The organism is Luxibacter massiliensis (genome assembly GCF_900604355.1).
GTDB classification, from domain to species: domain Bacteria; phylum Bacillota; class Clostridia; order Lachnospirales; family Lachnospiraceae; genus Luxibacter; species Luxibacter massiliensis.
This window is the reverse complement of the sequence record NZ_UWOE01000001.1, coordinates 486,482-512,661: the sequence shown is the minus strand read 5'-3', so window position 1 is coordinate 512,661 and position 26,180 is coordinate 486,482. Positions and strand designations below refer to the sequence as shown.

Here is a 26,180-nt window from a genome sequence, read left to right as displayed (position 1 = left end):
TACTTCCATTTATAACATTTAATTTTCCTTAAAAACCACAAGAGGCCCTGAGCCGGAGCTTTTTCAGATGAAATGCATATACATCAAAGGTCACAGTTCCCCCGCTTCCTGAAAACCCCCATTCCAAGGGCTCCCGGCCCAGTATGGCATCCAATGCTCAGGGTAAGGGGACTGTGCATAATCTTAACTCCCGGAAATGAGGACTTAAGCTTATTCTTCCAGAATTCCGCTGTCTCCTCCTCCATAAGGGTGTTCGCAAATCCGAACTGCAGCTCCCCCTTATCGTAGAGTGGTTTAAACCGCCCGGAAACATCCTTTTCAAGGGCATGTATCATTGTCTTGAATGCAGCTTTCATCCCTCTTACTTTGGCATAGGCATCCAGCTTATCTCCTTGTATAGTAAGAATCGGCTTTATATTCAGCACACTCCCAATAGCCGCCCCCGCCGCTGTGACCCTCCCTCCCCTTTTTAAATATTCCAAAGTATCTACTGCAATATAAATTACAGCATCTAAGGCCTCCTGTTCCAGGACAGCCTTTATCTGACTCCCGCTCATGCCCTGCCTGGCCATAGACTGTGCATCCATGGCTGACTGTGCCAAGGTAAGAGAGATACGGTGGTTGTCCACAACATGGACACGGCCTTTATATTCTTTTGCAAATCCCATAGCGCTCGCGCAGGAATTACTGAGGCCGCTGGACATAGGTATATAGACCACTTCCTTGAATACTTCAAGCAGTTTCTCCCACATATCCATCACATCTCCCGGGGAAGGCTGGGAAGACGTTACGTCCGCGCCCTCAGCCTGCAATTTATAAAAAGTCCCGGCCTGAATATCCACACCTTCAAAGTACGTCCTGCCGTCAATCAATATCGGCATAGGAATAATATAAATCCCCAGCTCTTTTCCTGCTTCGGGGAGAATCCCACAATTACTGTCTGTCATAACTGCAACATCCGGCATCATATTATATTTCTCCTTTTCGCCCATCGGGGTTATTCTGTCATTGCAAAATAACTTAACACATTGACCGTTATTTTTACATGTGTTAAAATTATAGCAAATCATATATTTTATAACAATTTACAATATTTTATTTTTGTAAGTTATTTATACAGATCGGAGAAATTGTAAAATCATATGGAAGACAAACGTGTCCGTAAAACAAAAAAGAATTTAAAGGCGACTCTTATCAGCATGTTATCTGATATGCCCTTTGAACAAATATCTATTACAGAACTCTATATGCGTGCAGATACTAGCCGTATTACCTTTTATGCCCACTACAATGATAAATACGCCCTGGCTGATGATATTTTCCAGGATATGATACAGGCCGGCACTTCTATTTATGAAAACATGCAGTCTGAAAATAATCCCGGCAAAAATGTGGTCACAAGCTACTGTAATGTACTGGACAGCATTTTAAAACTCTACTATGAAAACTTTGATTTTTTTCGCCACACTGTCCCTGACAAGAATCCCTATCTGGCATTTTCTTTCTATAATTATATACTTGCCACCGTTGAGATGCACACAAATAAAGAGAGCAAAGTACTTAAACTGAAATACTCTGCCAAAAAGATTGCCGGCTTTATCTGTTATGGTATGGCAGGATTTATCAATGAGAGCCACTCTGATAACACCCCTCTGGATGTAATACACGCGGAGGCCAAAGAACTCCTTGGCAATGTATTGAGATCTGATATCCTTCTCCACTGAACATACCTCAATTCACATGGAAAGCTGCAGCCAGACCCCTAGTAAATTCAGAAGTCCGATGGAAGCATCGGCGTATTAAACCCTCGCGGCAGTCACCAACCGGACATATAAGCATGCCCGCTTAGTTTTTTGCCCGCGGGAATAAAGTAAGGAGAAAAGACCAATGACACAAGATAAAATCAAAATTCTTGCCTTTGAAGTACGGAACGATGAAGAAAAAATATTCAGAGAAGCCGCCCAGTCACTTTCAGCAGATGTCACTTTGCTTACAGATATCCTGGATGAGAATACAGTACAGAAATGCCATGGGTATACCGGCGTAACAATCCTCGGCATGAGCCGGATTAACAGAAAGCTTCTCCAGCAGCTGAAACAGGCGGGCGTCCGCTATTTGTCCACACGGACAATTGGATATAACCACATTGATATTGCTGCAGCCAAAGAGATGGGCATACGGATCTCTAACGCAGAGTATGCGCCAGAGAGCGTAGCCGATTTCACGATTATGCTGATGCTCCTTGTGCTCCGCAAATATAAGCCTGCAGTATACCGGCAAAATGTAAATGACTATTCTCTGGACGGCCTGCGGGGAAGGACATTAAAAAGCCTGACCGTTGGCGTAGTGGGAGCAGGCCAGATTGGGCAGGCTGTTATCCGCTCCTTAAGCGGCTTTGGCTGCCACATCCTGGCATACAACCGCTCTCCCCGCCGGAACGCTGAAGTATATGCAGATTTTGTTTCCCTGGAGGATCTCTATGCGCTAAGTGATATTATCACCTTCCATCTTCCCTTGACAGACGCCACAAAATATATGGTTAATGAGAAATCTCTCCAGGCCATGAAGGACGGCGTAATTCTAATAAATACGGCCCGCGGGGAGCTTATGGACCGCAGGGCGCTGATCCATGGGGTTGAGTCCCAAAAAATAGGGGCATTAGCCTTGGATGTTTTTGAGGATGAACGTTCCATTTATCACGAAAGCCGGATTAACGATATCATTGCAAACCGGGATATGGCCTATCTGCGGCAGTTCCCCAATGTAGCCATGACACAGCATATGGCCTTTTATACTGAATCTGCCATAGCAGAAATGGTCAGCTGTGGAATACAGGGGATCGTAGAAATGCATACGGCAGGCCACTGGAAAAAGGAACTATAAGCCTGCACCTGCCTGGCCTTATTATTTCCAGACAATATGCCCCTTCCCCCTGGGGGCCGTCCTTCTGTAGGACACAGCAGGATACCCCAGAAGCATACAGCAGGAAGCTGTCTTATCCTCCATGCCAAGCCATTCTTTTAATTGGGTACTGCTATTTACTATCCGCATCAGATAACCGCTGTATAAAACCCCCAGTCCCTCAGCCACTGCCATATTCTCAATATTGGCTGCTGCAAGTCCTCCATCCAATGGGTTGTCTGACGCAATCGCCAAAAAAGCCGGCGCATGAAAGAAAAGAGAATCATCACAGGGATCTTTCTTCCAATTCTCATAGAAACGGCCAAATATTCTTGCATATGCCGGCGCATTTTTATGCAGCTGTGCCACTACTTCCGGCATCTGCCCCCACAAAAGTTCCCTGAACTCTTCCAGAGTATTCTGGACAAAAATAAAAGTACAGTCCTGCATGTTCCTTGCAGTAGCCGTATAACGGCCGGCCTCCAACACACGTCCTGCCTTGTCTCTCTCAATCTTATCCTGCCTGTAATTACGGATACTCCTCCTGAACTTGACAGCATGCAGCAAATTTTCAGGTTCAACATGGAACGTCTGTGGATTATACTCCTCCACACCTTCCATATCATACTCTGGAATTGAAACTGCCTTTACAGGACATAATGCCACACAGTGGCCACACTGCATACACTCCCTTATAATAGATGCTTTATTGTCTGCCATGCGTATGGCCTTGCCAAAACAGTCTCTGGCACAGGCGCCACAGCCAACACATCGTTCCTGATTTATCTCTACCATAATGACTTTCCCTTTCTTCGCCTTCAAGCGGCGGCACAAACAGTAAAAAATCTCCTATAAGTCCTTTGTTATATTAAAAATATGTATTTTTTGGAAGAAACTGCTACTAAATCTCCTATTTACTGGACATACTATATATACACGGCCGTCTGGACAGCTATACTTGTAAACCTGCCCACTAAAAGACTGCCGGGTAAAATGTCTGTGAAAGGAGAAAGATATTATCATGAAAGCTACCATTGACAGAGACGGGTGTATCGGATGTGGACTCTGTGCTGGAACCTGTCCAGAAATATTTAGTATGGCCGATGACGGCCTGGCGGAGGTTACTGCTGAAATTACATCTGATACAGAAAGTACTGCGCAGGAAGCCGCAGATAACTGCCCGGTAAGTGTAATCCATGTAGAGTAAATCCCACGCCTTCAAGCCTTCCATAATCCCCAATTTACAAAACACCCCACAGGACATGGGGAATATACTCCAGGTTTACTTTCTACAATACCCATCCTACGGTGCAACTAGTATGCCCCCAATCTCTCGTGTGCCTGACTGTCCACATTAACAGTGTGTTCCATCCAAATTATCGTCCGCATCCTACTGCGCTGATTAAATCCAGATGAAACACACTGCTAAATGGGGCAGGCGGCTGCCCCGTTATTTTCAATTATCTAAGACATAACAGCCAGCTTACCTATACCAGACATTTTAAGCCTGTTGTTTTCTGTCCGTCCATCTCTCAAACTCATTTACTGGCAGCGGCTTAGAATATACATATCCCTGAATCATATCACAATTTACCCGGCGCAGATATTCCACTTGCCAGAGTTCCTCAATCCCCTCTGCCACAGTTTTAACGTGGAGCTTTGCAGCCAGTTCAATCAGACAGGAAATCACATCCTTTGCCTTTTTTCTGGACATATCCAGGAAAAACCGCCTGTCTAATTTCAGAACATCCACATCAAACTCTTTCAAAAGTCCCAATGAAGAAAATCCAGAGCCGAAATCATCCAGTGAGCACTTAAACCCTAATTTATGCATTTGGCTAATGCCTTCTTTTACTATATTAATCTGTTTGTCATCAAAAAAGGTGGACTCCGTCAGCTCTAATTCAATGATCCCCTCAGGAATGTTGTATTTCCGAGCAACCTTGGCAAAAGGTTCCAAATATCCCTCATGCTGGAAATGCTGCCTGGACAGGTTGACTGAAATCGGAACCAATTCCCGCCCCCTGTTCCTCCAGTCATCAATAAGCCTGCATACAGATTCAAACATATACAAATCTAAGCGGCATATTTTGCCGTTCTTTTCAAACAACGGAATAAAATCGGAAGGGAAAATCATCCCCTTCTGAGGATGAACCCAGCGCACAAGCGCCTCTGCCCCTGCCACCATACTATCCTTCGTACTAATCTTAGGCTGCAGATAAACCTGGAAATCATTGTTCTTCAGAGACTCCTCAAACAAAGCGTTGAGCTCCTGCTCTTTCTTGATCTTCTCTGCGAATATATCATCGTAAAAAATACATTTTTCACAGCTTTCATTTTCCATGCTCTGATATGCAATTCTCGTCCGGTCCTGAAGAATCGTTATTTCCTGTCCAGGATCATTAATAATGCATGCCCCCTGCTGGAAAACAACTGGGAATGGGGATACGTCCGTATTGCGGAAAGCATTTACTTCTTTAATAATCTGATTCAGCCTTGTCTGGATCATGACCGGCTCACACTCTTTCATACATAAAAAGAAATGATCTGACTCACTCCGGGCCACAAACTCATTATCCTTTACATTTATGTAATGCCGGATCACTTCATAGATGTAAGAAAGCATATGATTTCCTCCATCTATGCCAAACATTTCATTCACCAGCTTGAACCCCTTCACATCCAGCATAACGATTGTATAGCTAAAGGGTTTCATGGACTGGGAGGCCTCCCGGTATTTCAGCTGGAAAGCTGCATTATTCATCCCTCCCGTCACGTCATCGAGAAAAGCAAAATGCTCCAGCCTCCTGCGGCTCTCATTGAATAAGTGAAATACCATTATTATAAATGCAAGGAACACCAGGGACATGAATCCTAAAATCAGATAGAATCGTAAAATGTATGCCTCTGACCCTCCTGATATGAGGTCATTGGGAATAATCGTAAGTAAAAACCAGTCATTCACACCAAGCGAATTGTAGGACAGGAATAAGTCCTCCTGGGTGCTGGAGGCAAACTCCAGAACGCCCTCCTTCCCCTCCTCCATATTCTCGCCCATGTTCTCTATCTCTAAAGCCAGTTCCCCATCTTGGTCACTCTTAAACAAATCATCTAACTGAAGAAAGGGTTTCAGGTCGCTGGGGGAAAGTACAACTTGGCCGCTGCTGTCAATAATACAGCTTAAGGTACGTCCATCAAAGCTTTTGGAGTCGATCATCTCCTGCATACTCTCCTTACTGCGTATGCCCACAATTACATCTGAGACTTCATCCTGTACATATACTGGGACAGAATAAAAGATCTCCTGGCCGCCCAGATAACTTGTACAGACTTCTCCCTCAAAAGAGGCCTGCACGCTGGGCAAATCGCACAGTATGTCATGCTTTACAGATGAATCTGGGTTGGAGGATACCCCGCCCCCTTCTCTGTCTATCTGTATCACAGAATCAAAATCCAAGATCCGCGCTTTTCTTTCTAAAAACTCCTGCAGGTTCTGGCCTTCCTGGAAGCTTCTGATCTGTCCAACTGAATCTGCAATCATTAACAGAGAATCTATATTAAACTGAATTGAATCATGTATAGTCCCTGTCATCTGCGATGTCTTATCATTCAAATACTCCTGGGTCCTGCGGTTCAATGCATCTTTCAGCCCTAATGCATTCCAGACTGAAACCAGTAGCGCCACAATAATTATACCAGAAATAAAAATAATCTGGATTCCTCTCACAATAAAAGGTCCCCGATAGTCAGAAACCAAACCATCTTCCTTTCTCATCCATCCTATTCTCCTATACGAAGTATCAAAAAGTATATACCGCTCAGTATTATTTTAGTACAATCCAATCAAAAATACAAACATCACATATATTAAGTTATGTTTTTTTATGCCTTACTGAACTGCTAATATCCAATAAGATATATATTCAGACTAGTTGTCCTTAATTTCATATGTCCCATAGACTTTCCCTAAAACTTTCCCAATGCAGCGAAACCGGTCATCTTTTGCCACTTCAATTTCAGGATCCATAACATTGAGCGCCCTAAGACGTATAGAGTCTCCATCTTTACACAGGACTCTGATATAACACACGTCATTCAGAGAGAAAATCCCCATCTCATTATGTCTGACCTTGCCCCCCTTTACAGCTATCACATCATATTTTTGAAATATAGGCTCATAACGGTCAATCTGTATCTGCAGGCAGAAATCCGTCTCCCCCGGCAGATACATTTTAGGAATCCTTATAGTCTGGGCCATATCCTGCAAAATAAATCCAGTATTGTTGACCCTGCTCCCAGGCTGCCAACAAGGCAGCGTTGTCCAGTCTTCAGCCTGTATACGCATATATTCTTCATCTATGATCATTCTTACTAGACGCTTGCCATTTTTCGTCAAATACCTATATTTTGCCACAGCTTCCTTCTCTTCCTCGGAAAGTTCATTGCCATATATCCTGCGGATCGTATTATTTGACAAGTAGTCCTGGTATAGGTAGTTCGCATCTACTTCAAGAGCAATAATCAAGGAGATAAGTATATCTGGCTTAGGATAGCTCACTCCATTCTCATAATTTGCTATAGCTGAGGGTGTGACATGGACCATTTCGGCAAGCTTATTCCTAGAAAGATCCATCTCCACACGGCGTTTGCGCAATCTTCCACCAATGGCCATATAAAGCCTCCTTCCCACTTTTATATTACCAAGTTTACTACAAATTTCTTTGAAATTCAACATATTTTACAAGAAATTTGTAAAATTAGATTGACTTTTATCCCTACATATCGTAGACTGATAACGTTATGTTGAGTAATAATATATTTGGGGTATGGAGGAAGCATGGACAAGAAACTTCAAATTATTCAATTAATTAAAAAGGCGAACCAAGCGCAGCTTAAATGTATTTATGAATTTATAAAAGCGCTGCTCGGCAATGTTTAACCAGAAGGCCTTTTGGAAATAAGAGCGTCAACTAATTTCTGCAGAGCACCCCATTCACCTTCCGTGAGTTCGCTCAATGTAAGTATGAACTGTTTCTTAAACGAAGCCGGATCCTCACACAGCAGCCGCCCAAACCATTGGGATAATTTTACATCAGGGTTTGTCTCTACATACATCTCCCCTTTTCCAGTTCTAAGCCACGTTTCATCTACGTTAAATTCCCGGCATAAGGATATAAGTATTGCATCAATCGGAACCCTCACACTTGTCTCATAAGTGGCAATAGTATTTCTGGAAACCCCAATACGCTTTGCGAATTCTTGCTGGGTCATACCGGCATTCTTTCTGATAAGCTTTATACGATCTTTCAATTTTTTATAATCCTTTCTGGTTTATTGAATACTGCTTGAAACGGGAACCAGCGACATTTGCCTTTTCAATTCCCTGCATATATGGAGGGAATACGCCTATATTTTTGTATAAACATAAGGCTTATGGCTTATTGGTCCCGCGATCATTTCTCATAGTAAATTAAAACTTGTACATTGTCAACAAAAAGTTATTGACAATTGTTGTATATAGACATATAATAGTTGCATTGTGAGTTATACTTAGTTAGAGACCCCGATGCACGCGTACGGGGCGTCAAACTAGCAGTGATGCAGGCAACGGGGTATTAGATCCTCGCAGCAGCCGCCAAACGGACAAGTGAACATATCCGTTAGCTGGTTACTTGTGGGAATAAAATAAATATAGCCTGATATCGTGATCAATAAAGGAAAGAGAGGAAAAAATGATGAAGAAGGATGTAGTTGACACACTACTATGCATCGGGATTCCCGCTAGTATCAAGGGATTTACCTACATTTGCGATGCTATGGAGATATTTGACACCGATTCCTACTATACAGATGGGAAGGTCTGTGCACTTTATCATGAAATTGCCCGCCGGAGAGATACAACATCCTCCCGCGTAGAGCGCGCAATGCGACGTGCATTTGAAATAGCAATCACAAAAGGAGACCCAAAAAAGGTCGAAAAGTATTTGGATACTGTAAATACACAAAATTCCAATTTACTCAGGACACTCTATATCAGAATAAAACAGGAGGAAACCCCCGCCCTCACCCCGAGATATCTCTGCGGTGTTGAGAATTGCGATATAAAAAAACAGGTTTACCAGGAGATGCTTATCTGGTTTTCCAAGGAGCTGGAATATGCCCTCGAAAAATTATCGGCTGCCAGAAAGTAAACCTCCTGCAGAATGTCTGATGAATCATGTACCTTGCTGATTGTCACAATTATCGGTATGTTCCAGCCAAACTATGGGCATAGCGGTTAGGCTGCCACAGAGATTTAGTTTGGCTAAAACACACTGTCAGGCAGGACAGTCAGATGGGTACAGCGTATTATGGCGCAGTCTCTCCTACTGAATACTCCATCCAGTTTCTAAATCATAAAAAACATTCAGGCTGTCCTGATATCTGCCATCTGAGGTTCCCCCCATTACTACGCAGATATATGTTGTGTTGTTAATCACAGCCGCCGATACAAGTCCACTTCCTGCATTTGCACTATTTCCTGTTTTTATACCAATTGCCGGGGAATAATAATATGTACTTTTAGGATTTATCAGTTCATTTGTATTTGTGAATGTCATATTTTTTCCATTTTCAAAAGTTTCTCTGACACTGTAAATACCTGAAATTTCAATATTCCCACCCTCTTTTATATAACTTTCTCCTGGAAAACAGTAAAAAACTGCTGCAAAATGAACATCATCACTGGAATGGCATGCCCCGTCAATGGGCACCATCCTATATGAAAATTCAATTTACAGCAGTTTATGTATTCTTGTCCAGATTTCCGTCTGCCTATTCTACCACAAGTTTTTATATATCTCTACTACATCAGCTTTTCTGGGAACACGGGGATTTGTCACTGTACACCCATCTGCCAGCGCCGCATCTGCCATCTGGTCAATAGCTGCAAAATACTCTTCCTCCGAAATCTTTTCCATCTGAGAAATCGACAATGGGATATCCATTTCCTTTAGCATAAACTGTACCCAGTTCACAAGAGATCTGACGGTCATAATCTTATTATAACTGCTCAACCCCAATAACTGGGCTACTGTGGAATATCTCTTAACAGCCGGAAGATACTCTGAACGGCTCTTACTGTGTTTATTTATGTCACTGTTGAACTCAATAATATGCGGAAGCAGCATTGCATTGGCCCGCCCATGGGGTATATGGAACCTGGCCCCAAGCTGATGGGCCATCCCATGGTTCAGTCCTAATGACGCTGAATTAAAAGCCAGGCCTGCCAAGCAGGAAGCTGAATGCATTTTCTGTCTTGCATGTGTATCGTTGCCGTCCAGATATGCCCTGAGAAGGAACACACCACATATCTCTATAGCTTTCTCGGCAAGTGCAGTGGAAAAATCATTTCTATTTGTACTTACACAGGCCTCCAAAGCATGGGTGAACACATCCATCCCTGTATCTGCCGTAATAGCAGGAGGGACGCTTTTTACCAATTCAGCATCCAATATAGCCTCATTCGGAGTCAATTTTTCTGACACCAGAGGATATTTCATTTGTTCCGCCGGATCAGACACAACTGCAAACGAAGTTACCTCTGAACCTGTTCCGCTTGTCGTGGGAATTGCTATTAAACCCACATCACCATAATTATCTACACGGAGTGCAAACTCACGGATAGATTTAGATGAATCTATAGCTGAACCTCCCCCAACTGCCACAATAGCATCGGGCCTATACTCCAGCATCTTTTTAACGCCCTCACTGATCTTCTCAATGGGAGGGTCCGGCACAACATCCTTAAAAATATCATACTGAATCTTTCCCTTCTTCAGGGGATCCAGAATCAGATTAATCATATTACTCTGTGCCATAAACGGGTCAGTAATGACCAGTACTTTATTATACGGAATCTCAGTCAGGCGGTCTAAGGCCTGATCTCCAAAATAAATTTTTGTCTTTATATCAAAGCTCTTCATAGTGCTTTCCTCTATTCTGGATAGATACACTCTATCCCTAATTCTTTAAATACCTGCAGCCACTTTGACGGAGGTCTTTTATCTGTAACAACTGTTGTAATATCTTCAGGCATTCCCACAACTGTAAAAGCTGTTTTCCCCAATTTACTGCTGTCCACGGCTAATATCTTCTCCTTTGCCGAATCCAGCATTGTTTTCTTATTATTGGCGAGAAGTTCGTCAGAATCTGTAATTCCAGATGAAAGGTCAAATCCTTTACAGGATATTACAGCTTTATCCACATGATAGGAACGCAGCATTTTGTCAGTCTGGGGCCCCACAAGGGCAAAAGAACCGCCTCTTGATACGCCTCCGGTGGAAAGTACAGTCAAATCTGGCACATCAAACAGCTCCACAATAATTTCTATTGAGTTAGTAATCAATGTCAGATTTTTTTTCCCTTTCAGTGCTTTGGCAACATATACAGCCGTGGAACTTGCATCTAGCATAACACTTTCGCCGTCATGAATCCTGGACGCTATGGCCTCAGCGATGTACTGTTTGCCAATCACATTATGATTTTTCCGAATATTAAAGGGCAAATCTATATTTATACTTTCATTGATAACCGCACCGCCATAGCTTTTGATGGCAAAGCCATCATTTACAAGCTTTTCCAGATCTCTGCGTATGGTCTCCTCCGACACTTCGTAAATCTGGCTCAGTTCACTTACCACCACACGCCGTTCAGCCTGCAGCCTTTCTAATATTTCATTCCGTCTCTCTATCGCAAGCATCGCATCGCCTCCCGGTCACTTTATGTCAGTCGTAAATCCCTACAATATTGCCCTGCGTATCTGTTCATCTGGATGTGCGATCACAGACGAATCCAAATACATACCTTCCACTGCAGCGGCTGATTTTGCCCGTTCAATGGCCGCCTCCACTGCAGCGATCTCACCTGTGAGCATCAAATATGATTTACCGCACATTCCCCGGGCAATCCTAAGCTCAATCAAATCCACAATTGCTGTTTTAGCCGCCTCATCGGCCGCAACAATTATAGATGTGGCATCATATGTTTCCATAATGCCAAGGGCAGAAACTGCTTCGATTCCTGTGGTGCCATAAATAGCAGGAAATATTGACTCGTGAGGATTTCCCAGTATAAAACTGTTAATCAGGTGCTTTCCATACACGGTCCGGGATACTTCAACGGCAGCGTTTACAGCGCTTAAGTCCCCTGATATAATCACAATATATTTTCCAGGACAGACTGTCTGTGCCTCTATAATTGTCACTGCGGAAGTCTTGACCATGGCATCTGCTGCTACCACGCCTGCTGAAACAGTCTTATATTCTACCATTCCAATTGCCTTGCTCATTTACCTGCACGTCCTTCCTGCTTTTCTATTATGATGTATTTCTCACTTACCTCCGTAACCGTCCCACTGATACTCGCGTGGATCCCCACGCTCAATCCCGTGCCTGGTTTAGCAATCATCTGCCCCTTTTCTACCTCATCGCCTATGCTGGCAATAGCCAGGGCCGGCGCTCCAATATGCTGGCTTAAAAGGACTTTTACTCTTTTCACGGAAACAGGCTCCTCGTCCAAGGGCGCTTCCCTGTCATATCTATCCAGATCTAAGCGTGCCATAAGACGCTGCATAGGGACTTTCCGGTACTCCCTCTCCTTGCCCGCTGCTTCCGGCACTACATCCTGGGGCGGCTTTATCCCATTAGCTTTAAGTCCTGCCTTATACTCAGCCATCAGGCTGCGGGGTGACAATCCCTGCATACAGGAATACATCTCACATAGGCCGCAGGAAGAGCAGAACATTGTATTGATAAATATGTCTGGCTTCTGTATGTCCTTACAAGTAGCCGCACGCATAAATAAATGAGGTTCAATAGGATGTCCCAGGAGATGTCTGGGGCACAAATCTGTACACATAGTACACTGACAGCAGCATGCTGCCGCACGTTTCAGGTCTATGGATGCCTTTCGCATTTTCCTTTGGATAATCAAATGCTCCTCCGGCAAAACAAGAACTGCATTGGTAGTCTTGGTTACGGGCCAAAGGCCGCCGCCAATGAACCCCATCATAGGGCCGCCAATAAAGTATGCCGGGTTTTCCACTGTAATGCCGCCTGCCATCTGCACAGTCTCGTCAATGGAAGTCCCTAGGGGGACACGCACCGTTACTGGAGCCTTTACTTCCCCAACAACGGACACCAGTTTATCTGTAACCGGAGCTTCCTGACTGACTGCCCTATATATATTATAAACCGTTTCTACATTAAATACAGCCACGCCACTTTCAATTGGAAGTCCTCCGGGCCTGACTACTTTTCCGGTCACTTCATAAATCAGTACAACTTCATCCCCGGCAGGATACACTTCCTCTAAAAGTCCAAGCCTGACCCCTGGATAATCTCCGATTACATCCTCCAGTGCTTCAATGGTTTTCTTATAAGCTTTCTTAATGCCGATAATGATATCCCTGGCTTCCACAGCCTGGCCAATCATATGAAATGTACGGACAATTTCCCTGGCATATTTTTCCAGGAGCTGCCTATGTAACCTCAATAATGGTTCACACTCTGCACAATTGAGAATGATAGTATCTGCGCGCTTGTCTAGCTTTGCATAGGTTGGAAATCCTGCACCACCTGCACCAACAATGCCACTTTGCTGCAATAGGCTGCTCAATTCTTTTATTTCCATCATCCCACTACTCCAGTCCTGTACCATCGTCAATAATTCCTACAATGGCAGCGTCAACAGGCACATCAGGCATGCCAGAGCCAATCCGTGCCGCACTTCCCTGCGCCACTAGCACATACTCCCCTATGCCCGCTCCAATTTTATCAATGGCAATAAGCTGTTTTGCCCCAGTCTGCATATGCTCCAGGACGTCTACAATCATAAATTTATTGCCGACTAAATTCTCGCATTTGCGTGTTGATACAACACTTCCCTTTACTTTTCCTATCAGCATAATCTTCTCCTCCTGCAGCTAAGTCTCATTCCGCCCAAAATCTGTGGATTTTCCCTCCTGGGCACAGATACGGGGCATTCTATTAGCCAGCCTTTTCTATGGCAGCTCTGGAGGCCGCCAAAAAAGAAGGGTGTACCGGCTCTTTGCCTGCCGGTACACTGCCCTTATTTAATAATCCTGACTGTATCTCCCGTAACAATCTTCGCCGCATTTGCCTCATCAGTATCTATATGCATTTCGAGGGTAAAGCTGTCATCCACACGGATCTGCACATGGTTAAATACAGTACCTCTTTCATTATCTGCCTTGACAGATACTGTATCGCCATCATGGACTCCGGCTGCCATTGCGTCCTTGGGAGACATGTGGATATGCCTCTTTGCAATAATACAGCCTTCATCCAAATAAATCGCGCCTTTAGGCCCAACCACCGCAATCGCAGCTGAACCAGCAACATTTCCGGATTCTCTGATGGGAGCCTTTACGCCAAGGCGTATAGCGTCTGTAGCAGAAATCTCTACTTGTGACTTACTTCTTACTGGTCCTAAGATCCTAACATTTTCTATGGCCCTTAACTTCAGGCCTACGATTGTAACTAGCTCATTGGAAGCATACTGGCCGCCCATCAGTTCCTTTTTCCTGGTCAGCTGATAGCCTTCCCCGAATAAAGCTTCCACATGCTCCTGTGTCAGATGGACATGTCTTGCGGATACGCCGATTGGCACCATATATCCTGTATCATCTGATGATTTTTGCCTCTCCACTGCTTCCAGAACCATTTTTGTTATCATTGCTACATTACTGTTATCCATATCAATTCTCCTCATCAAATATTTACAAGAGCTGCCTCAAAATGTCCCATGCCACAGAGCCGCACAAATTGGCGGAACCATATCTCTGCATCACTTCCCATTTTGGGGCAGCGCCCTGTAAAATGTCAGCTGAAAGTTATTATTTCACTGCCGGAAGAATTTTCTCAACATCTGTATGTGGCCTTGGGATTACATGTGTAGCTACTAATTCTCCAAGCCTTCCTGCCGCTTCTGCGCCTGATTCAACTGCAGATTTTACTGCTCCCACATCTCCGCGGACCATAACTGTTACAAGGCCGGAACCAATCTTCTCTGTCCCTACTAACACAACGTTTGCAGCCTTAAGCATTGTATCTGCTGCTTCAATTGATGCTACCAGACCTCTTGTTTCTACCATTCCTAATGCTTCCTGTGACATTCTTTTTTCCTCCTTTAATTGAATCTTATCTTCTACCTGCTCCGCCTGCTGCGCCGTCTGCTTTACCCGTTGGATGGTCTTGGCCGGCGCTTTTGCTGTAGTGGTTTTCTTAGTGGATGCAGCTTTTGCAGCTCCGCCTGTCTTTTTTGCAGTGCTCTTTGCCGCACCGGAAGATTTCGCCGTGCCCTTCTGGACTGCTCCTGCGGCTTTCTCTTCGCCTGTTGGTTTATTTTCTTCCGCCATCTGACTGCCTCCTAGCTTATACGGTTTGCGCTGTTATTGATTAGCTTGATGACCTCTTCATGGGGACTTGCTATCACCACATGCGCTACGGGTTCTTTAATTCCATTTGCTGCAGCAGTTTCAATGGCTTGCGTTACAGCAGACACATCTCCGCGGATGATAATTGTAACAAGTCTTCCACCTAACTTTTTCTCCCAGGTAACAAGCTGTACCTCTGCTGTTTTACACATAATATCTATGGCCACCACTGCCGCTGTTACACTAGGGATTTCAAAAAATCCATATGCCTGTCCCATGAGACTGCTCCTTTACTTCTCCTATACTGTAGGAAGAATTTTCTCCACATCATCATGTGGCCTTGGAATTACATGTGTGGCAACCAGCTCGCCCAGCCTTCCTGCCGCGTCTGCCCCTGTTTCAACTGCAGCCTTAACAGCTCCAACGTCCCCACGGACCATAACTGTTACAAGGCCAGAACCAATCTTCTCTGTCCCTACCAATGTAACCTCAGCTGCCTTTGTCATTGCATCAGCCGCCTCAATTGCAGCCGTAAGTCCTCTTGTCTCTACCATTCCTAATGCCTGTTGTGCCATTTTATTCTCCTCCTACACTTCTTCTATAAATATTTTATTTGGTTTACCTTTATCTAAACCGCTCAGCTTCAGCATCTTCTCCGTATCCACTGTGGGCCTTGCAATCTCATATTCAGCCACCACTCCAGCCAGTGACTCTGCCTTTGCCTTTGCAGCTTCCAGCGCTGCACTGACATCGGACACACTGCCTCTGAACTTAACCATTACAATCAGTGGAACAGGTAATTCATCCGCATTTGCCGGTTTATTCTTATCAAAAGTCTCAAGGCTGACATTCCCCGCTTTACAGCCTGCATCTGCTGCCGCAAATGCGGTGGCCAACCCGAACACTTCCAACATCCCTACTGCTTCTCCCATATCAATTCTCCTTCTTGGGATTGCTGCTATTTATTAATTATCGCTATTTTCAGGCCTTCCATTTTCAGATTTGTCTGATGTGCCTCATTAATCTGCTCCAGCGGATACTCATGTGTGATGAGGTCGTCCATGGGAAGTCCGATTGCCTTTGCCCGCTTGAGGAAATCAAATGTTGTGGCATAATCTCTCAGAGTATATACCCAGGATCCAACCAAGGTGATTTCTTTAGAGCAAAGGTCAAAGTGAGGATTAATAGTTGCATCCCCGCCATTGATAAAGAATCCAAGCTCACATAAGCCGCCGCCGTTTCTGATAAATTTATAAATATTGGCGTGTGCCACCGGAGATCCTGTACACTGGAACGCAAAGTCTGCCGGATATCCGCCAAATGCTTCTTCCACTCCTGCCGCAAGGGCCTCTATGCCTTTATGGTCTTTAAAGTTAACAGACTTCTCAGCGCCCATTCTTTTCGCAAAATCAAGACGCTTCTGCTCCCCGTCAACTGCCACAATATTCTCGATTCCCATCGTACGCAGAATGGCAATACAGATCAAACCGATAGGCCCGCATCCCTGTACAACGACACGGCTGTTAAATCTCAGAATACCTGTTGTCTTGGCTCTTTCTACTGCGTGGATTAATACAGCACATGGCTCAATAAGGATTCTTGATTTCAGGTCTAAATCGCTTACATTAAACACTGTAGAACCTTCACGGATCAAGATATAGTCAGAAAACCATCCATTCAGATGTATATCATCATCAGGAAGAAGGCCATATACATCAGCGCCTCCCACATTCTGTTTGTTCAAATCGAACATTGTAATATCCGGGTTGTCTTTAAAGATCATACAAGTAACCACTTTGTCACCGACTTTCAGTGATTTTCCTGCACTGTCAACCTTGACATTTTTACCCATCTTTACGATCTCGCCAGTTCCTTCATGGCCGAGAACAACTGGAATCAGGCTAAATGGGTCTCTTTTGAACTCGTGTGCATCTGTACCGCACACACCGCACCCCTCTACCTTTACAAGGATATCCCCATCCCCAACTGGCGGCATCGGATATTCCTTGATATCATAGTGTTCCAGCGCTGTCAGCATTGCAACATGGGCAGTGTTCGGAATCGCCTGGCCTGCTGCGCCTGCTGCAGGAGCAACCTTCTTATCCAGCATACTTTCCAGTACCTGCTTTACAACTGCCTCTACATTTGCAGAATTCATTTCCATTTTCTTTCCTCCTGTCTTAGCGAATACATAGGCTGTCTGTCATAACACAGCGTCTTCTCTTTGTAAATGTGCTTGGGCTCGTAAGTCCCTCGCCTGTCCTGCTTGCAATAGTAAAGGTACAAAAGCCTTCTCCACCAAATCCCAGTGCCGCATAGGAAGGCCCATTTTTTACAAGAATCGCTGTATCGATCGCTTTTGCATATTTTGTTATATTGTCTACGTGCTTGGAATGTATATGTGCGGAATGTCTGTTGCCATGCTCCAGCCATACAGCCTGCTCTACCGCATCATCAAAATCCTTGGCCCTGACCACGCCGAGAATCGGCATCATCAGTTCTTCTGCAATTAGCGGATGTTCCTTAGGGCCTTCAAATGTAATACATCTGATGTTATCTGGAACTGTAACACCAATCATCCCAAGAAGAGTCTTGGCATCTCTGCCTACGCACTTCCTGTTCAGCCTTCCATCCTTCAGCACTACCGCCGTCAGTGCATCCTGCTCTTCCTTTGAAGCCAGATAACAGCCTTGTTCAGAAACCATATAGTGCATCAGTTCATCCACTATAGAATCAACTGCCACGATTTCCTTTTCAGCAATACACGGAAGGTTATTATCAAAGGTACACCCATTCACAATATCCTCCGCTGCCTTGCGGATATCTGCAGTTTCATCCACCAGCGCAGGAGGATTGCCCGCACCGGCCCCTATCCCTCTTTTTCCAGAGGAAAGTACTGCTGTAACTACTCCCGGCCCGCCTGTCGCCGCAATCAGATGGATGTCCTTATGCTTCATCATAATGCTGCTGGTCTCCATTGTAGGCTTTTCCACAGTACATGCAATATTATCTGGTCCACCGGCCTCTAAAGAAGCCTCATTGAGCAGATTCACCGCGTATATAGATGTTTTAATGGCTGCCGGATGTGGGTTGAATACAACTGTATTTCCCCCTGCCAGCATACCAATTGTATTGCAGAGAACTGTCTCACTGGGATTTGTACACGGGGTAATCGCCCCAATAACACCAAAGGGCCCCATCTCTATCAGTGTCAGCCCCCTGTCCCCGGACCATGCGGTAGTCGTGATATCTTCTGTCCCGGGAGTCTTTTCAGCTACAAGCTGATGTTTCAAAATCTTATGGCCCACATTGCCCATGCCAGTTTCCTGTACGCCCATACGTGCAAGGATTTCTGCATGCTCCATAATTTTAGTCCTGATAATGGATATGATTTTTTCTCTCTGGTCCATAGACATTCTGCATACAATCTTCTGGGCTTTCTTAGCTGCCTCGATTGCTTCATTCATATCAGAAAATACGCCATGGCTTTCGGATACACTAGAAGCGATCTGCATCTTGGCCATAACTTCCTGCACAATGTCCTGCACCATCTGTTCATTTACAGACACGCTAATACCTCCTTGAAAACTTCTTTGCCATAAGCTGCGATTGCAGTATCTTCCTCTGCTGATCCACCGCTCACGCCTAAGGCACCGATTATTTGACCATCTGCTTCCAGCGGTTCTCCACCTCCGAATATTACGATCTTCCCATTATTCGTATACTGGATCCCGTACAGGGACTGTCCCGGCTGGCTTAAATGGCTCAGCGCTTCCGTTGACATCTTGAGGCTCGCCGAAGTAAATGTCTTATTAACTGCAATATCAAAACTGGCTATGTAGGCCCCATCCATACTCTGGACTGCAACCGGACGCCCCGCCTGGTCTGATACGGCGACCACTGCACGAACGCCCATCTCGGCAGCCTTCGCCCTGACCTTCTCTATCAGGGCATTGGCGGCTTCCAATGTCATCTTATGCTTGCTGCATTTACATACATGTCCTTTTTCTGGATGAGAGCTATTTTCTTTCATCTGTTCCAGTACCGCCCTCACAGCGTTGGAAATATCCTGTTCATTCATAGCAGTCCTCATTTCTGTCAATACTTACAGTCCAAGCTGCTCCATTACTTTCTTTGTGATAGAAGCTACTAAATCAGCGTCATTTGCTTCAGCCGCCGGCGCTTCAGCACTGCAGCCGCCCCCACAGCTATGGCAGCTTGGCTTGCCTGCCTTAGCATTTGGACACAGGTTCGCAGGATGCTTGCCCTTCAGTCCCATCTTCCTTCTGATTTCATATAATTTTTCCACCTGCTCCTTGTTCAGTTCCTGTGGCCCTCCGACCATCTCTGACTGATACAGCAGACGTGCATAGAACTCCAGTGATTCCATCTTGTGATATGCATTCAGCAGGGTATCTGAATAAGCAAGTGCCCCATGGTTCTCCAGGAGTACAGCGTCAAAATACTGAAGGTGCTCTGAAACTGCATCTGGGATTTCTACTGTAGAAGGTGTGCCATATTTTGCAATCGGAACACATCCAAGTGCAATAACAGCCTCTGGCATGATTGGCTGTGTAAGAGGAATACCTGCAATAGCAAATGTTGTGGCATATAACGGATGGGCATGTACTACTGAATTAACGTCCGGCCTTTCTTTGTACACACGCATATGCATCTTAATCTCTGAAGATGGCCTGAATCCTTTGTTTGCCTGGATAACATTTCCTTCCGCATCTACTTTACAAATGTATTCTGGTGTCATAAACCCTTTGCTGACACCTGTCGGTGTACATAAAAATTCATTGTCATTCAATTTTACGGAAAAGTTACCGTCATTTGCCGCAACCATCCCACGGTTATAGACTCTTTTACCGATTTCACACATTTCTTTTTTGATTTCGTATTCGTTTTGCATCCTATTTTCCTCCTTGGATTCTTAAAACAAACTTTTGTTTCATGTTGTTTATAACTCGATGTTACCACACAACCCCACATCAGTCAACTTGTTTTAATGTTGTTTTTGTTGTTCTTTCAGGCTTTCTTCCACTTTCTTCCATTTCCCAGGGAAGTACATCCCCTTCTTCCTTTAAATACTCCAATATTTCTGGAATACCTTCGTAGTTTTTGGAATCTACATAGAAGATTTTTTTGCAGCCCGCAAGCCTGAGCCACCGCTCTGCACGTCCTACATCCGCCTTTTGATCATGGATTTTTGTGACAATCCCTATGACTTCACGGTTACACATTGCAGTGCAGCAGGGGGGATACAGCGAATAGGGCTCTGTGGCTGACAAAAGCAGGCCCACCACATCCGCCTCATAAGCATACAGCGCGAGGGCATATCCAAGATGCTTTGTCTGCGCATATTCCCCGGGAGTGTCTATGATAACATCAAAATTATTTACATACTGCGTTTTATGGTACTGGATTTTTTCACCTTTCAGGGCCTGTGTCAGCGTTGTCTTTCCACATTCGCTGCGGCCCATCAATACAATCTTCTTCATAAGATCAAGTCCTTGTAATCTCACATACTGAAAAACCCATCTTTTCCTTTACATAATCCAGAACCGCCCGAATAGAAGCCTCTGTTTCTGATATTGTCCCAGTCACAATCAGCGTGCCGCTGAAGCGGTCTACAAAGCCAAGTTCAATACCCGCCGCCTTAATCGCAATATCTGCCGCAATGATAGCTGTCTCCGCAGGACTGATTGTCAGCACCCCAATAGCAGATTTGCTGTATTCTACTCTTGGGTCAAGTCCCAGCTTTTCGTACAAAGTAATATCTGGACTGGCAATCAGATGGGCAATTGTAATCTCCTTACCAGGAACCAGCTCCTGTACAATTCTCTCTGGCGCCTGTTCATAACTCATCCTCTCCTAACCTCCTATCTGACATTCTACTCCAGAAGCCTGTTCTGCCGTGTGCAGCAGCCTCTCCATCAGTTCATTGGACGGCGGCAGGACATCTCCCATCAGATATTCTCTGCCTAACCCTGCATATTTATCCTGTCCAAGCCTGTGATATGGCAAAAGGTGCAGCCTCTTTACATTTCCCAGCTTCCCCGTATACTCTGCTATGTCCCGGATCTCTGCTTCTGTATCATTAAAGCCAGGAATGACCGGAATGCGGATACTGAGTTCCGTCATACCGGATTTTGCAATTTTCATAGCATTTTCCAGCATTAACTCGTTAGAACGCCCTGTATACTCCTTATGCTTTTGAGGATTCATATGTTTAATATCTAATAAGTACTGATCCAGGTTAGGGAGAATTTTATCAATCACCTCATAGTCAGCACACCCCATGCTCTCCATAGCCGTGCTGATCCCGGCCTCCTTAGCAGCTTCAAGAAGGGCTGCGGCAAAGACTGGCTGGCAGAGGCTTTCTCCCCCTGATAATGTGAGGCCGCCTTTGGTACGCCTATAATATGGACGGTCTTTTTCTACTGTTTCCATCACTTCAGCCACAGTCACATCCCGCCCTATCACCTTGGGTTCTCCCTGCACCAGCATTGTCTCTATCCCATATCTTTGGGATTCGGGATTACAGCACCAGCGGCATCTCAGCACACAGCCTTTCAGAAAAACGATCGTCCGTATGCCATTCCCGTCATGGATTGAATATCGCTGTATATCAAAGATACGGCCTGTTACTTTCAAAAAGTCCTTCATGCTGCCTTTCCTTTCTCCGATTAGAACCCCTGCTCTGTCCTTCGTATGATGTCGTCCTGAAGTGACTTGGATAATGTTGTAAACAGTGCGCTGTAACCTGCAACCCTTACAACCAGGTGCTTATACTGCTCTGGGTGCTTCTGGGCGTCCAAAAGCGTCTCTCTGCTCACTACATTAAACTGCATGTGGCTTCCTTTCTGGTCAAAATAAGAACGGATAAGTCCCACAAAATTCTCAAGGCCGCTTCTCCCACTCAGGGCAGAGGGGTGGAACTTCTGATTAAAAAGTGTACCATTCGATGCAATATAATGATCCAGCCTTGAAACAGAGTTTGCCGCTGCCGTGGGCCCATTTATATCCTTCCCTGCAGAGGGGGACACACCGTCCGCAACAGGGGTATGGGCCAGACGCCCGTCTGGCGTGGCTCCAGTCTGAGCGCCCAGGGGGACATTGGCCGATACCGGATAAAGGCCTGCCTGGAAAATCCCCCCCCGGGGATTCTTATAGTTCTGTAACGGCTTTGTATATGTATAAGCCACATCCCTTGCAAATGCATCTACCTCTGCTATATCATTGCCGAACTTCGGAACCTCATCTATCAGCTTCAGAATCCTTTCGCCCTTCTCCTTAACCTCAGGTGCTTCTGAAATAGCGGCTATGCTCTTTAATATCGCAGCTATTTCCCGCTCCCCTACAGCTTGTCCAGCAGACTTCATTCCTGCTGCCACGTCTGCTGCCATGGATACCATATCTTCCTCTGCAAGGCCTTTGCCATAGTTGAGGGCCAACATATCCTTCAGCTCCTTCATGCTGATTTTCTTCTCATCATAAACCAGCTTCTTCACTGCATACAGGGCATCTGCCATATTTGCAACGCCAAATCCCTGAGGGCCTGTAAAGTTATAGACAGCCCCGCCTTCCTGTACACTCTTTCCTCTCTTCATACAGTCATCTACCATAGAAGACAAGAAGGGAAGCGGGCACCGTTCTGCATGTGCCATATCGATGGCATTATCCGCGTTCACCAGAAGTTTAATCGCATAATCCATCTGGATCTTATAAGCCTGGTAGAATTCTTCAAAGGTACGCATATCTTCTACTTTGCCTGTTTTGGGCCCGACCTGGCTGCCTTTATCCATCCCATTGCCAAACACAAGTTCCAGAGGACGGCACATGTTGAAAAATGCAGCATCATGCCAGCCTTCCGTTTTCCCCGCTTTCTGCGGCTCCACACAGCCGATGATATTATAATCTCTTGCATCTTCCAACGTAAGCCCCCTGCTGATCAGAGAAGGGATAATCACCTCATCGTTGTAGTATGCAGGCAGGCCAATACCTGTGCGGGTCAGCTCAGCCGCTTTCACCAAGAATTCATGGGGCGTGCCGTTCCATACTCTGACAGACAAGGACGGCTGGGGCAGGAATACGTGCATAGATGCCTGAATGCTCATGAATGACAGATCGTTTGTCACATCAATCCCGTCTTTATTCTGGCCGCCCGCAATCAGGTTCTGGAACAGGCTGTATCCTGCAAACCCTTCCGCAGACGCAGCGTCTCGGCATTTATTTAAGTCATTGAGCTTCACCCAGATACAGTCCATCAGTTCCTGGGCGAATCCTCTTGTGATCTTGCCAGCTTCTAAATCCTTCTTATAATAAGGATACATATACTGGTCAAACCTTCCAGGAGAAATAGAATGGCCGCTGGATTCAATCTGCAGAAGCTGCTGCACAAACCAGAAAGACTGACAAGCTTCGTAGAATCCCGACGCTCCCTTCTCCGGCACATTCGCACAATTCTGGGCAATCCCAAGCAGTTCCTTCTTCCTTGCGGTATCTGTGCATTGTTCAGCCTCTTTAAGGGCCAGCCTGGCGTACCGCCTTGCATATGTAATCACCGCATCACAGCTGATGATAACAGCTTCCAGGAATCTGGATCTTTTCTGATAATCTCCATCTGCCAGACATAAAGATGCCATCTCCGCCTCGGCCTTTTGCCTGATGCCCGCGAATCCAATCTCCAGCACCTCGCCATACTTTACAGTGACATGTCCCACGCCATTATAAAAATAATTGCCAGGGGTAAACATATTATGCTCCATGGCAAGCAATGTCTCCGGTTCCATGTAGGCCGTGGCAAGCTCACTGGTTGTTTTCCCTTTCCAGTATGCGTTAGCCTCTTTCAGTTCTGCCTTCGTCTTATCTGAAATATAAAACGGGTCGGCACTTCTCTTTTCCACTGTATCAAACTCTTCTTCCAGCCACTCATAGGAAAACTCTGGATATGTCTGGCATCCCCGGGGGGCAATCGTCGTGCTTCCGACAATCAACTCTAAATCCCGTATGACAATCGGTATATTTTCTAAAATATGCCTGAAAGCCTTTGCCCTACGTATAATCATAGGCTCATTCTCAGTCTGCTTATAAGACTCGGTAATCAAAACCGCCCTGGCAGATTCTATCTCCGGCATCTTAGCATACAAATTCTCAACAAGCTTAGAAATCCGCTCCGACTTTGGGATATCGCTGCTGTCATAAGTGTATAATCCCATCCTTCTTTTTCTCCTTTCTGAAAAATATCTTCTTTAAAGTATAAATCAATATCAACTTTGCGAAAATACCTATCTTTCACCCAGTTGTTTCTATTATAGTATAAGACTATATATAAGTCAACGAGAACCAACACTTTTATTCTGATTTTCATATGTGAACTCAACACAAACCAACATGTTTTTTGTTGTTTTTATTGGTATTAATCTTTCTATATCTCATTTTTTGTTGACAAACTTCCCATAATCTATCATACTGTAACTAAAGGGTGCCCTGCACCTATATAATTTCATTTTTAGAAAGGCTTAGATTATGTCTTTTTTTGAATTTGACGTACATACACACACCATAGCCAGCGGGCATGGCTCCACTGCCACTATAACAGACATGGCAAAGGCAGCTGTATCGAAACATCTAAAAATGCTGGGGATCTCCGACCATGGCCCCGCAACAATCGGAGGCGGCAGGCCTTCTTATTTCCGCAGTCTTTCCCGCGCCCCACGTAAGCGTCTGGGGATAGAAATACTTTACGGCGCGGAGGCAAATATATTAGATAACAATGGAACCTTGGACTTAGAGGACAGTATTCTGGAGAAACTTGACTACACCATCGCCAGTGTCCACAAACCTGTGAAGAAGCCTGGTACAATCGAAGAGAATACTGCCGCCTACATTAGAGCAATGGAAAATCCAAACGTCCGGATCCTGGGGCACTGTGATGACACTAAATATCCCGTAGACTATCTGCAGTTAGTCCGGGCCGCCATGAAATATAATGTGCTCATTGAAATCAATGACAGCTCCCTCCGGCCTGACGGCTACCGGGGTGATACACGATTTAATGACCTGATGATATTAAATCTCTGTAAGCATTTCCACTATCCGGTTATTTTCGGCAGTGACAGCCACGGCCCTTCCCATGCAGGGGATTTTACATCCGCCTCCGCACTGGCCGCACTGGCACAGATGCCGGAATCACTTATCATAAATTATTCTCTGAAAGCCTTTCATTGTTTTCTTGAAAGGTCATCCAGCGGGAATCGCAGCCTATAAGCAAAAAGTCTTGCGTTCCCGTTTCCTGCTGTTCTGGAAAATCCTGCCGGAACAAATTCCCTATGGTTCACAATCAGCGCATCTAAAGACAGGCCAAGGGCCTGGCTGAACGCATAAAAATTGTCAAGAGACGGAAGTGTCCTCCCGCAGAACCAGCTATATACAGACTGGGGGGACCCCAGTCCAAGCCACGTTAAAAGCTGCCGGACAGAAATTTTTTTATAATAGCAGATGAACTTAAGCCACCGTCCTGTCTTTTCCATACTAATACTGGGATATTCTTTTTCTTCCATATCTTTCACACTGCCTCCTTGAATATTATTGTTGTTCATATGGATATACATGCCCCAAGCAAGCACCCCAATAGGCTTTAAGGTATATTACAGTCTTTCTGCCCCGGCACCAGTTTCCCATGAATTCTAATATCAGCATAGCATAAACTACCCTGTTTTATCTACCTGCTGCTCTGTCAATCAGTTTATACTATAATGACAGGCCGCCTAATATTCTGTACACTCTTATGTATATAGTACTGTAAATCATCCGGGAATGTATTGGGCAGGTGCAT

At 45.0% G+C, this 26,180-nt stretch carries 30 protein-coding genes; 5 read left to right on the top strand and 25 right to left on the bottom strand.

Annotated features, from left to right (window positions below; genetic code table 11):
* Positions 1-83: 83 nt before the first annotated feature.
* Positions 84-965: a DegV family protein gene (locus EFA47_RS02585; protein WP_122644380.1), complete on the bottom strand. Its 882-nt coding sequence runs from the start codon at positions 963-965 to the stop codon at positions 84-86.
* 177 nt (positions 966-1,142) lie between these two features.
* Between EFA47_RS02585 and EFA47_RS02580 the strand changes: the two genes are divergently transcribed.
* Both EFA47_RS02580 and EFA47_RS02575 read left to right on the top strand, forming a co-directional pair.
* Positions 1,143-1,724, top strand: a complete 582-nt coding sequence (locus EFA47_RS02580) for a TetR/AcrR family transcriptional regulator (RefSeq protein ID WP_122641874.1) — start codon at positions 1,143-1,145, stop codon at positions 1,722-1,724.
* Between the two features lie 163 nt (positions 1,725-1,887).
* Positions 1,888-2,883, top strand: coding sequence for a D-isomer specific 2-hydroxyacid dehydrogenase family protein (locus EFA47_RS02575; protein WP_235853195.1), 996 nt, complete (start codon positions 1,888-1,890; stop codon positions 2,881-2,883).
* 21 nt (positions 2,884-2,904) lie between these two features.
* Here EFA47_RS02575 and EFA47_RS02570 read toward each other — a convergent pair whose 3' ends face one another.
* Positions 2,905-3,696, bottom strand: a complete 792-nt coding sequence (locus EFA47_RS02570; RefSeq protein WP_122644378.1) for a nitroreductase family protein — start codon at positions 3,694-3,696, stop codon at positions 2,905-2,907.
* A gap of 226 nt (positions 3,697-3,922) precedes the next feature.
* Here EFA47_RS02570 and EFA47_RS02565 point away from each other — a divergent pair, with 226 nt between their 5' ends.
* Positions 3,923-4,108: a ferredoxin gene (locus EFA47_RS02565; RefSeq protein ID WP_122641873.1), complete on the top strand. Its 186-nt coding sequence runs from the start codon at positions 3,923-3,925 to the stop codon at positions 4,106-4,108.
* Between the two features lie 294 nt (positions 4,109-4,402).
* Here EFA47_RS02565 and EFA47_RS02560 read toward each other — a convergent pair whose 3' ends face one another.
* The 3 genes from EFA47_RS02560 to EFA47_RS02550 all read right to left on the bottom strand — a co-directional run bounded on the left by EFA47_RS02560 (position 4,403) and on the right by EFA47_RS02550 (position 8,211).
* Entirely contained in the window at positions 4,403-6,676 is a 2,274-nt protein-coding gene (locus EFA47_RS02560; RefSeq protein WP_122641872.1) for an EAL domain-containing protein, read from the bottom strand.
* 153 nt (positions 6,677-6,829) lie between these two features.
* Complete coding sequence (locus tag EFA47_RS02555; protein ID WP_122641871.1) at positions 6,830-7,573, bottom strand: helix-turn-helix domain-containing protein; 744 nt, start codon at positions 7,571-7,573, stop codon at positions 6,830-6,832.
* A 263-nt stretch (positions 7,574-7,836) separates the two neighbouring features.
* Positions 7,837-8,211, bottom strand: a complete 375-nt coding sequence (locus EFA47_RS02550) for a helix-turn-helix transcriptional regulator (protein ID WP_122641870.1) — start codon at positions 8,209-8,211, stop codon at positions 7,837-7,839.
* Positions 8,212-8,633: 422 nt separating this feature from the next.
* On the opposite strand from EFA47_RS02550, the gene EFA47_RS02545 reads away from it, so the two are divergent.
* A complete protein-coding gene (locus tag EFA47_RS02545) occupies positions 8,634-9,092 on the top strand; it encodes a sporulation initiation factor Spo0A C-terminal domain-containing protein (RefSeq protein WP_235853194.1) in 459 nt (152 codons plus the stop codon).
* A 174-nt stretch (positions 9,093-9,266) separates the two neighbouring features.
* Here EFA47_RS02545 and EFA47_RS20255 read toward each other — a convergent pair whose 3' ends face one another.
* From EFA47_RS20255 to EFA47_RS02450, 19 genes are all read right to left on the bottom strand, one after another.
* Positions 9,267-9,656 carry a D-alanyl-D-alanine carboxypeptidase family protein gene (locus EFA47_RS20255; protein WP_122641869.1) on the bottom strand — a complete coding sequence of 130 codons (390 nt, stop codon included), beginning with the start codon at positions 9,654-9,656 and terminating at the stop codon, positions 9,267-9,269.
* Between the two features lie 63 nt (positions 9,657-9,719).
* Entirely contained in the window at positions 9,720-10,865 is a 1,146-nt protein-coding gene (locus EFA47_RS02535; RefSeq protein ID WP_122641868.1) for a 1-propanol dehydrogenase PduQ, read from the bottom strand.
* 11 nt (positions 10,866-10,876) lie between these two features.
* Positions 10,877-11,641 (bottom strand): DeoR/GlpR family DNA-binding transcription regulator, encoded by a 765-nt coding sequence (locus EFA47_RS02530; RefSeq protein ID WP_122641867.1) that lies wholly within the window; start codon positions 11,639-11,641, stop codon positions 10,877-10,879.
* 39 nt (positions 11,642-11,680) lie between these two features.
* Positions 11,681-12,229 carry a BMC domain-containing protein gene (locus EFA47_RS02525; RefSeq protein WP_122641866.1) on the bottom strand — a complete coding sequence of 183 codons (549 nt, stop codon included), beginning with the start codon at positions 12,227-12,229 and terminating at the stop codon, positions 11,681-11,683.
* Positions 12,226-13,572, bottom strand: a complete 1,347-nt coding sequence (locus EFA47_RS02520; RefSeq protein ID WP_122644376.1) for an SLBB domain-containing protein — start codon at positions 13,570-13,572, stop codon at positions 12,226-12,228. The genes EFA47_RS02525 and EFA47_RS02520 overlap by 4 nt, the downstream gene beginning before the upstream one ends.
* Before the next feature lie 7 nt (positions 13,573-13,579).
* Positions 13,580-13,846, bottom strand: coding sequence for a EutN/CcmL family microcompartment protein (locus tag EFA47_RS02515; protein ID WP_122641865.1), 267 nt, complete (start codon positions 13,844-13,846; stop codon positions 13,580-13,582).
* A gap of 164 nt (positions 13,847-14,010) precedes the next feature.
* On the bottom strand, positions 14,011-14,658 hold the full coding sequence (locus tag EFA47_RS02510; RefSeq protein WP_122641864.1) for a phosphate propanoyltransferase: 648 nt from the start codon (positions 14,656-14,658) through the stop codon (positions 14,011-14,013).
* Positions 14,659-14,797: 139 nt separating this feature from the next.
* On the bottom strand, positions 14,798-15,076 hold the full coding sequence (locus EFA47_RS02505) for a BMC domain-containing protein (RefSeq protein WP_122644375.1): 279 nt from the start codon (positions 15,074-15,076) through the stop codon (positions 14,798-14,800).
* 254 nt (positions 15,077-15,330) lie between these two features.
* Positions 15,331-15,615 (bottom strand): BMC domain-containing protein, encoded by a 285-nt coding sequence (locus tag EFA47_RS02500; protein WP_122641863.1) that lies wholly within the window; start codon positions 15,613-15,615, stop codon positions 15,331-15,333.
* A gap of 21 nt (positions 15,616-15,636) precedes the next feature.
* Entirely contained in the window at positions 15,637-15,912 is a 276-nt protein-coding gene (locus tag EFA47_RS02495) for a BMC domain-containing protein (RefSeq protein ID WP_122641862.1), read from the bottom strand.
* Positions 15,913-15,924: 12 nt separating this feature from the next.
* Positions 15,925-16,269 carry a BMC domain-containing protein gene (locus EFA47_RS02490; RefSeq protein ID WP_122641861.1) on the bottom strand — a complete coding sequence of 115 codons (345 nt, stop codon included), beginning with the start codon at positions 16,267-16,269 and terminating at the stop codon, positions 15,925-15,927.
* 26 nt (positions 16,270-16,295) lie between these two features.
* Positions 16,296-17,501 carry a zinc-dependent alcohol dehydrogenase gene (locus tag EFA47_RS02485; RefSeq protein WP_122641860.1) on the bottom strand — a complete coding sequence of 402 codons (1,206 nt, stop codon included), beginning with the start codon at positions 17,499-17,501 and terminating at the stop codon, positions 16,296-16,298.
* A gap of 16 nt (positions 17,502-17,517) precedes the next feature.
* Complete coding sequence (locus EFA47_RS02480; RefSeq protein ID WP_122641859.1) at positions 17,518-18,906, bottom strand: aldehyde dehydrogenase family protein; 1,389 nt, start codon at positions 18,904-18,906, stop codon at positions 17,518-17,520.
* Complete coding sequence (locus EFA47_RS02475; protein ID WP_122641858.1) at positions 18,897-19,418, bottom strand: GlcG/HbpS family heme-binding protein; 522 nt, start codon at positions 19,416-19,418, stop codon at positions 18,897-18,899. The genes EFA47_RS02480 and EFA47_RS02475 overlap by 10 nt, the downstream gene beginning before the upstream one ends.
* A 24-nt stretch (positions 19,419-19,442) precedes the next feature.
* Positions 19,443-20,252, bottom strand: a complete 810-nt coding sequence (locus EFA47_RS02470; protein ID WP_122641857.1) for a class II aldolase/adducin family protein — start codon at positions 20,250-20,252, stop codon at positions 19,443-19,445.
* A gap of 79 nt (positions 20,253-20,331) precedes the next feature.
* Complete coding sequence (locus tag EFA47_RS02465; RefSeq protein WP_122641856.1) at positions 20,332-20,841, bottom strand: EutP/PduV family microcompartment system protein; 510 nt, start codon at positions 20,839-20,841, stop codon at positions 20,332-20,334.
* Positions 20,842-20,845: 4 nt separating this feature from the next.
* The gene (locus tag EFA47_RS02460) at positions 20,846-21,208 is read right to left on the bottom strand and encodes a BMC domain-containing protein (RefSeq protein WP_122641855.1); all 363 of its coding nucleotides are present in this window, start codon (positions 21,206-21,208) and stop codon (positions 20,846-20,848) included.
* Between the two features lie 6 nt (positions 21,209-21,214).
* Positions 21,215-22,009 carry a glycyl-radical enzyme activating protein gene (locus EFA47_RS02455; RefSeq protein WP_122641854.1) on the bottom strand — a complete coding sequence of 265 codons (795 nt, stop codon included), beginning with the start codon at positions 22,007-22,009 and terminating at the stop codon, positions 21,215-21,217.
* A gap of 20 nt (positions 22,010-22,029) precedes the next feature.
* Positions 22,030-24,561: a glycyl radical protein gene (locus EFA47_RS02450; protein ID WP_122641853.1), complete on the bottom strand. Its 2,532-nt coding sequence runs from the start codon at positions 24,559-24,561 to the stop codon at positions 22,030-22,032.
* 310 nt (positions 24,562-24,871) lie between these two features.
* Here EFA47_RS02450 and EFA47_RS02445 point away from each other — a divergent pair, with 310 nt between their 5' ends.
* Complete coding sequence (locus EFA47_RS02445; RefSeq protein ID WP_122641852.1) at positions 24,872-25,612, top strand: phosphatase; 741 nt, start codon at positions 24,872-24,874, stop codon at positions 25,610-25,612.
* Here EFA47_RS02445 and EFA47_RS02440 read toward each other — a convergent pair.
* Positions 25,567-25,914: a helix-turn-helix domain-containing protein gene (locus EFA47_RS02440; protein WP_122641851.1), complete on the bottom strand. Its 348-nt coding sequence runs from the start codon at positions 25,912-25,914 to the stop codon at positions 25,567-25,569. The two genes, EFA47_RS02445 and EFA47_RS02440, sit on opposite strands and share 46 nt — an antisense overlap.
* Positions 25,915-26,180: the final 266 nt, after the last annotated feature.

Bases quoted from the DNA above. Each gene is read 5' to 3' on its own strand.
- EFA47_RS02585 (WP_122644380.1), bottom strand. From the start codon at position 965: ATGCCGGATGTTGCAGTTATGACAGACAGTAATTGTGGGATTCTCCCC.
- EFA47_RS02580 (WP_122641874.1), top strand. From the start codon at position 1,143: ATGGAAGACAAACGTGTCCGTAAAACAAAAAAGAATTTAAAGGCGACT.
- EFA47_RS02575 (WP_235853195.1), top strand. From the start codon at position 1,888: ATGACACAAGATAAAATCAAAATTCTTGCCTTTGAAGTACGGAACGAT.
- EFA47_RS02570 (WP_122644378.1), bottom strand. From the start codon at position 3,696: ATGGTAGAGATAAATCAGGAACGATGTGTTGGCTGTGGCGCCTGTGCC.
- EFA47_RS02565 (WP_122641873.1), top strand. From the start codon at position 3,923: ATGAAAGCTACCATTGACAGAGACGGGTGTATCGGATGTGGACTCTGT.
- EFA47_RS02560 (WP_122641872.1), bottom strand. From the start codon at position 6,676: ATGAGAAAGGAAGATGGTTTGGTTTCTGACTATCGGGGACCTTTTATT.
- EFA47_RS02555 (WP_122641871.1), bottom strand. From the start codon at position 7,573: ATGGCCATTGGTGGAAGATTGCGCAAACGCCGTGTGGAGATGGATCTT.
- EFA47_RS02545 (WP_235853194.1), top strand. From the start codon at position 8,634: ATGATGAAGAAGGATGTAGTTGACACACTACTATGCATCGGGATTCCC.
- EFA47_RS20255 (WP_122641869.1), bottom strand. From the start codon at position 9,656: ATGGTGCCCATTGACGGGGCATGCCATTCCAGTGATGATGTTCATTTT.
- EFA47_RS02535 (WP_122641868.1), bottom strand. From the start codon at position 10,865: ATGAAGAGCTTTGATATAAAGACAAAAATTTATTTTGGAGATCAGGCC.
- EFA47_RS02530 (WP_122641867.1), bottom strand. From the start codon at position 11,641: ATGCTTGCGATAGAGAGACGGAATGAAATATTAGAAAGGCTGCAGGCT.
- EFA47_RS02525 (WP_122641866.1), bottom strand. From the start codon at position 12,229: ATGAGCAAGGCAATTGGAATGGTAGAATATAAGACTGTTTCAGCAGGC.
- EFA47_RS02520 (WP_122644376.1), bottom strand. From the start codon at position 13,572: ATGGAAATAAAAGAATTGAGCAGCCTATTGCAGCAAAGTGGCATTGTT.
- EFA47_RS02515 (WP_122641865.1), bottom strand. From the start codon at position 13,846: ATGCTGATAGGAAAAGTAAAGGGAAGTGTTGTATCAACACGCAAATGC.
- EFA47_RS02510 (WP_122641864.1), bottom strand. From the start codon at position 14,658: ATGGATAACAGTAATGTAGCAATGATAACAAAAATGGTTCTGGAAGCA.
- EFA47_RS02505 (WP_122644375.1), bottom strand. From the start codon at position 15,076: ATGTCACAGGAAGCATTAGGAATGGTAGAAACAAGAGGTCTGGTAGCA.
- EFA47_RS02500 (WP_122641863.1), bottom strand. From the start codon at position 15,615: ATGGGACAGGCATATGGATTTTTTGAAATCCCTAGTGTAACAGCGGCA.
- EFA47_RS02495 (WP_122641862.1), bottom strand. From the start codon at position 15,912: ATGGCACAACAGGCATTAGGAATGGTAGAGACAAGAGGACTTACGGCT.
- EFA47_RS02490 (WP_122641861.1), bottom strand. From the start codon at position 16,269: ATGGGAGAAGCAGTAGGGATGTTGGAAGTGTTCGGGTTGGCCACCGCA.
- EFA47_RS02485 (WP_122641860.1), bottom strand. From the start codon at position 17,501: ATGGAAATGAATTCTGCAAATGTAGAGGCAGTTGTAAAGCAGGTACTG.
- EFA47_RS02475 (WP_122641858.1), bottom strand. From the start codon at position 19,418: ATGAATGAACAGGATATTTCCAACGCTGTGAGGGCGGTACTGGAACAG.
- EFA47_RS02470 (WP_122641857.1), bottom strand. From the start codon at position 20,252: ATGCAAAACGAATACGAAATCAAAAAAGAAATGTGTGAAATCGGTAAA.
- EFA47_RS02465 (WP_122641856.1), bottom strand. From the start codon at position 20,841: ATGAAGAAGATTGTATTGATGGGCCGCAGCGAATGTGGAAAGACAACG.
- EFA47_RS02460 (WP_122641855.1), bottom strand. From the start codon at position 21,208: ATGAGTTATGAACAGGCGCCAGAGAGAATTGTACAGGAGCTGGTTCCT.
- EFA47_RS02455 (WP_122641854.1), bottom strand. From the start codon at position 22,009: ATGAAGGACTTTTTGAAAGTAACAGGCCGTATCTTTGATATACAGCGA.
- EFA47_RS02450 (WP_122641853.1), bottom strand. From the start codon at position 24,561: ATGGGATTATACACTTATGACAGCAGCGATATCCCAAAGTCGGAGCGG.
- EFA47_RS02445 (WP_122641852.1), top strand. From the start codon at position 24,872: ATGTCTTTTTTTGAATTTGACGTACATACACACACCATAGCCAGCGGG.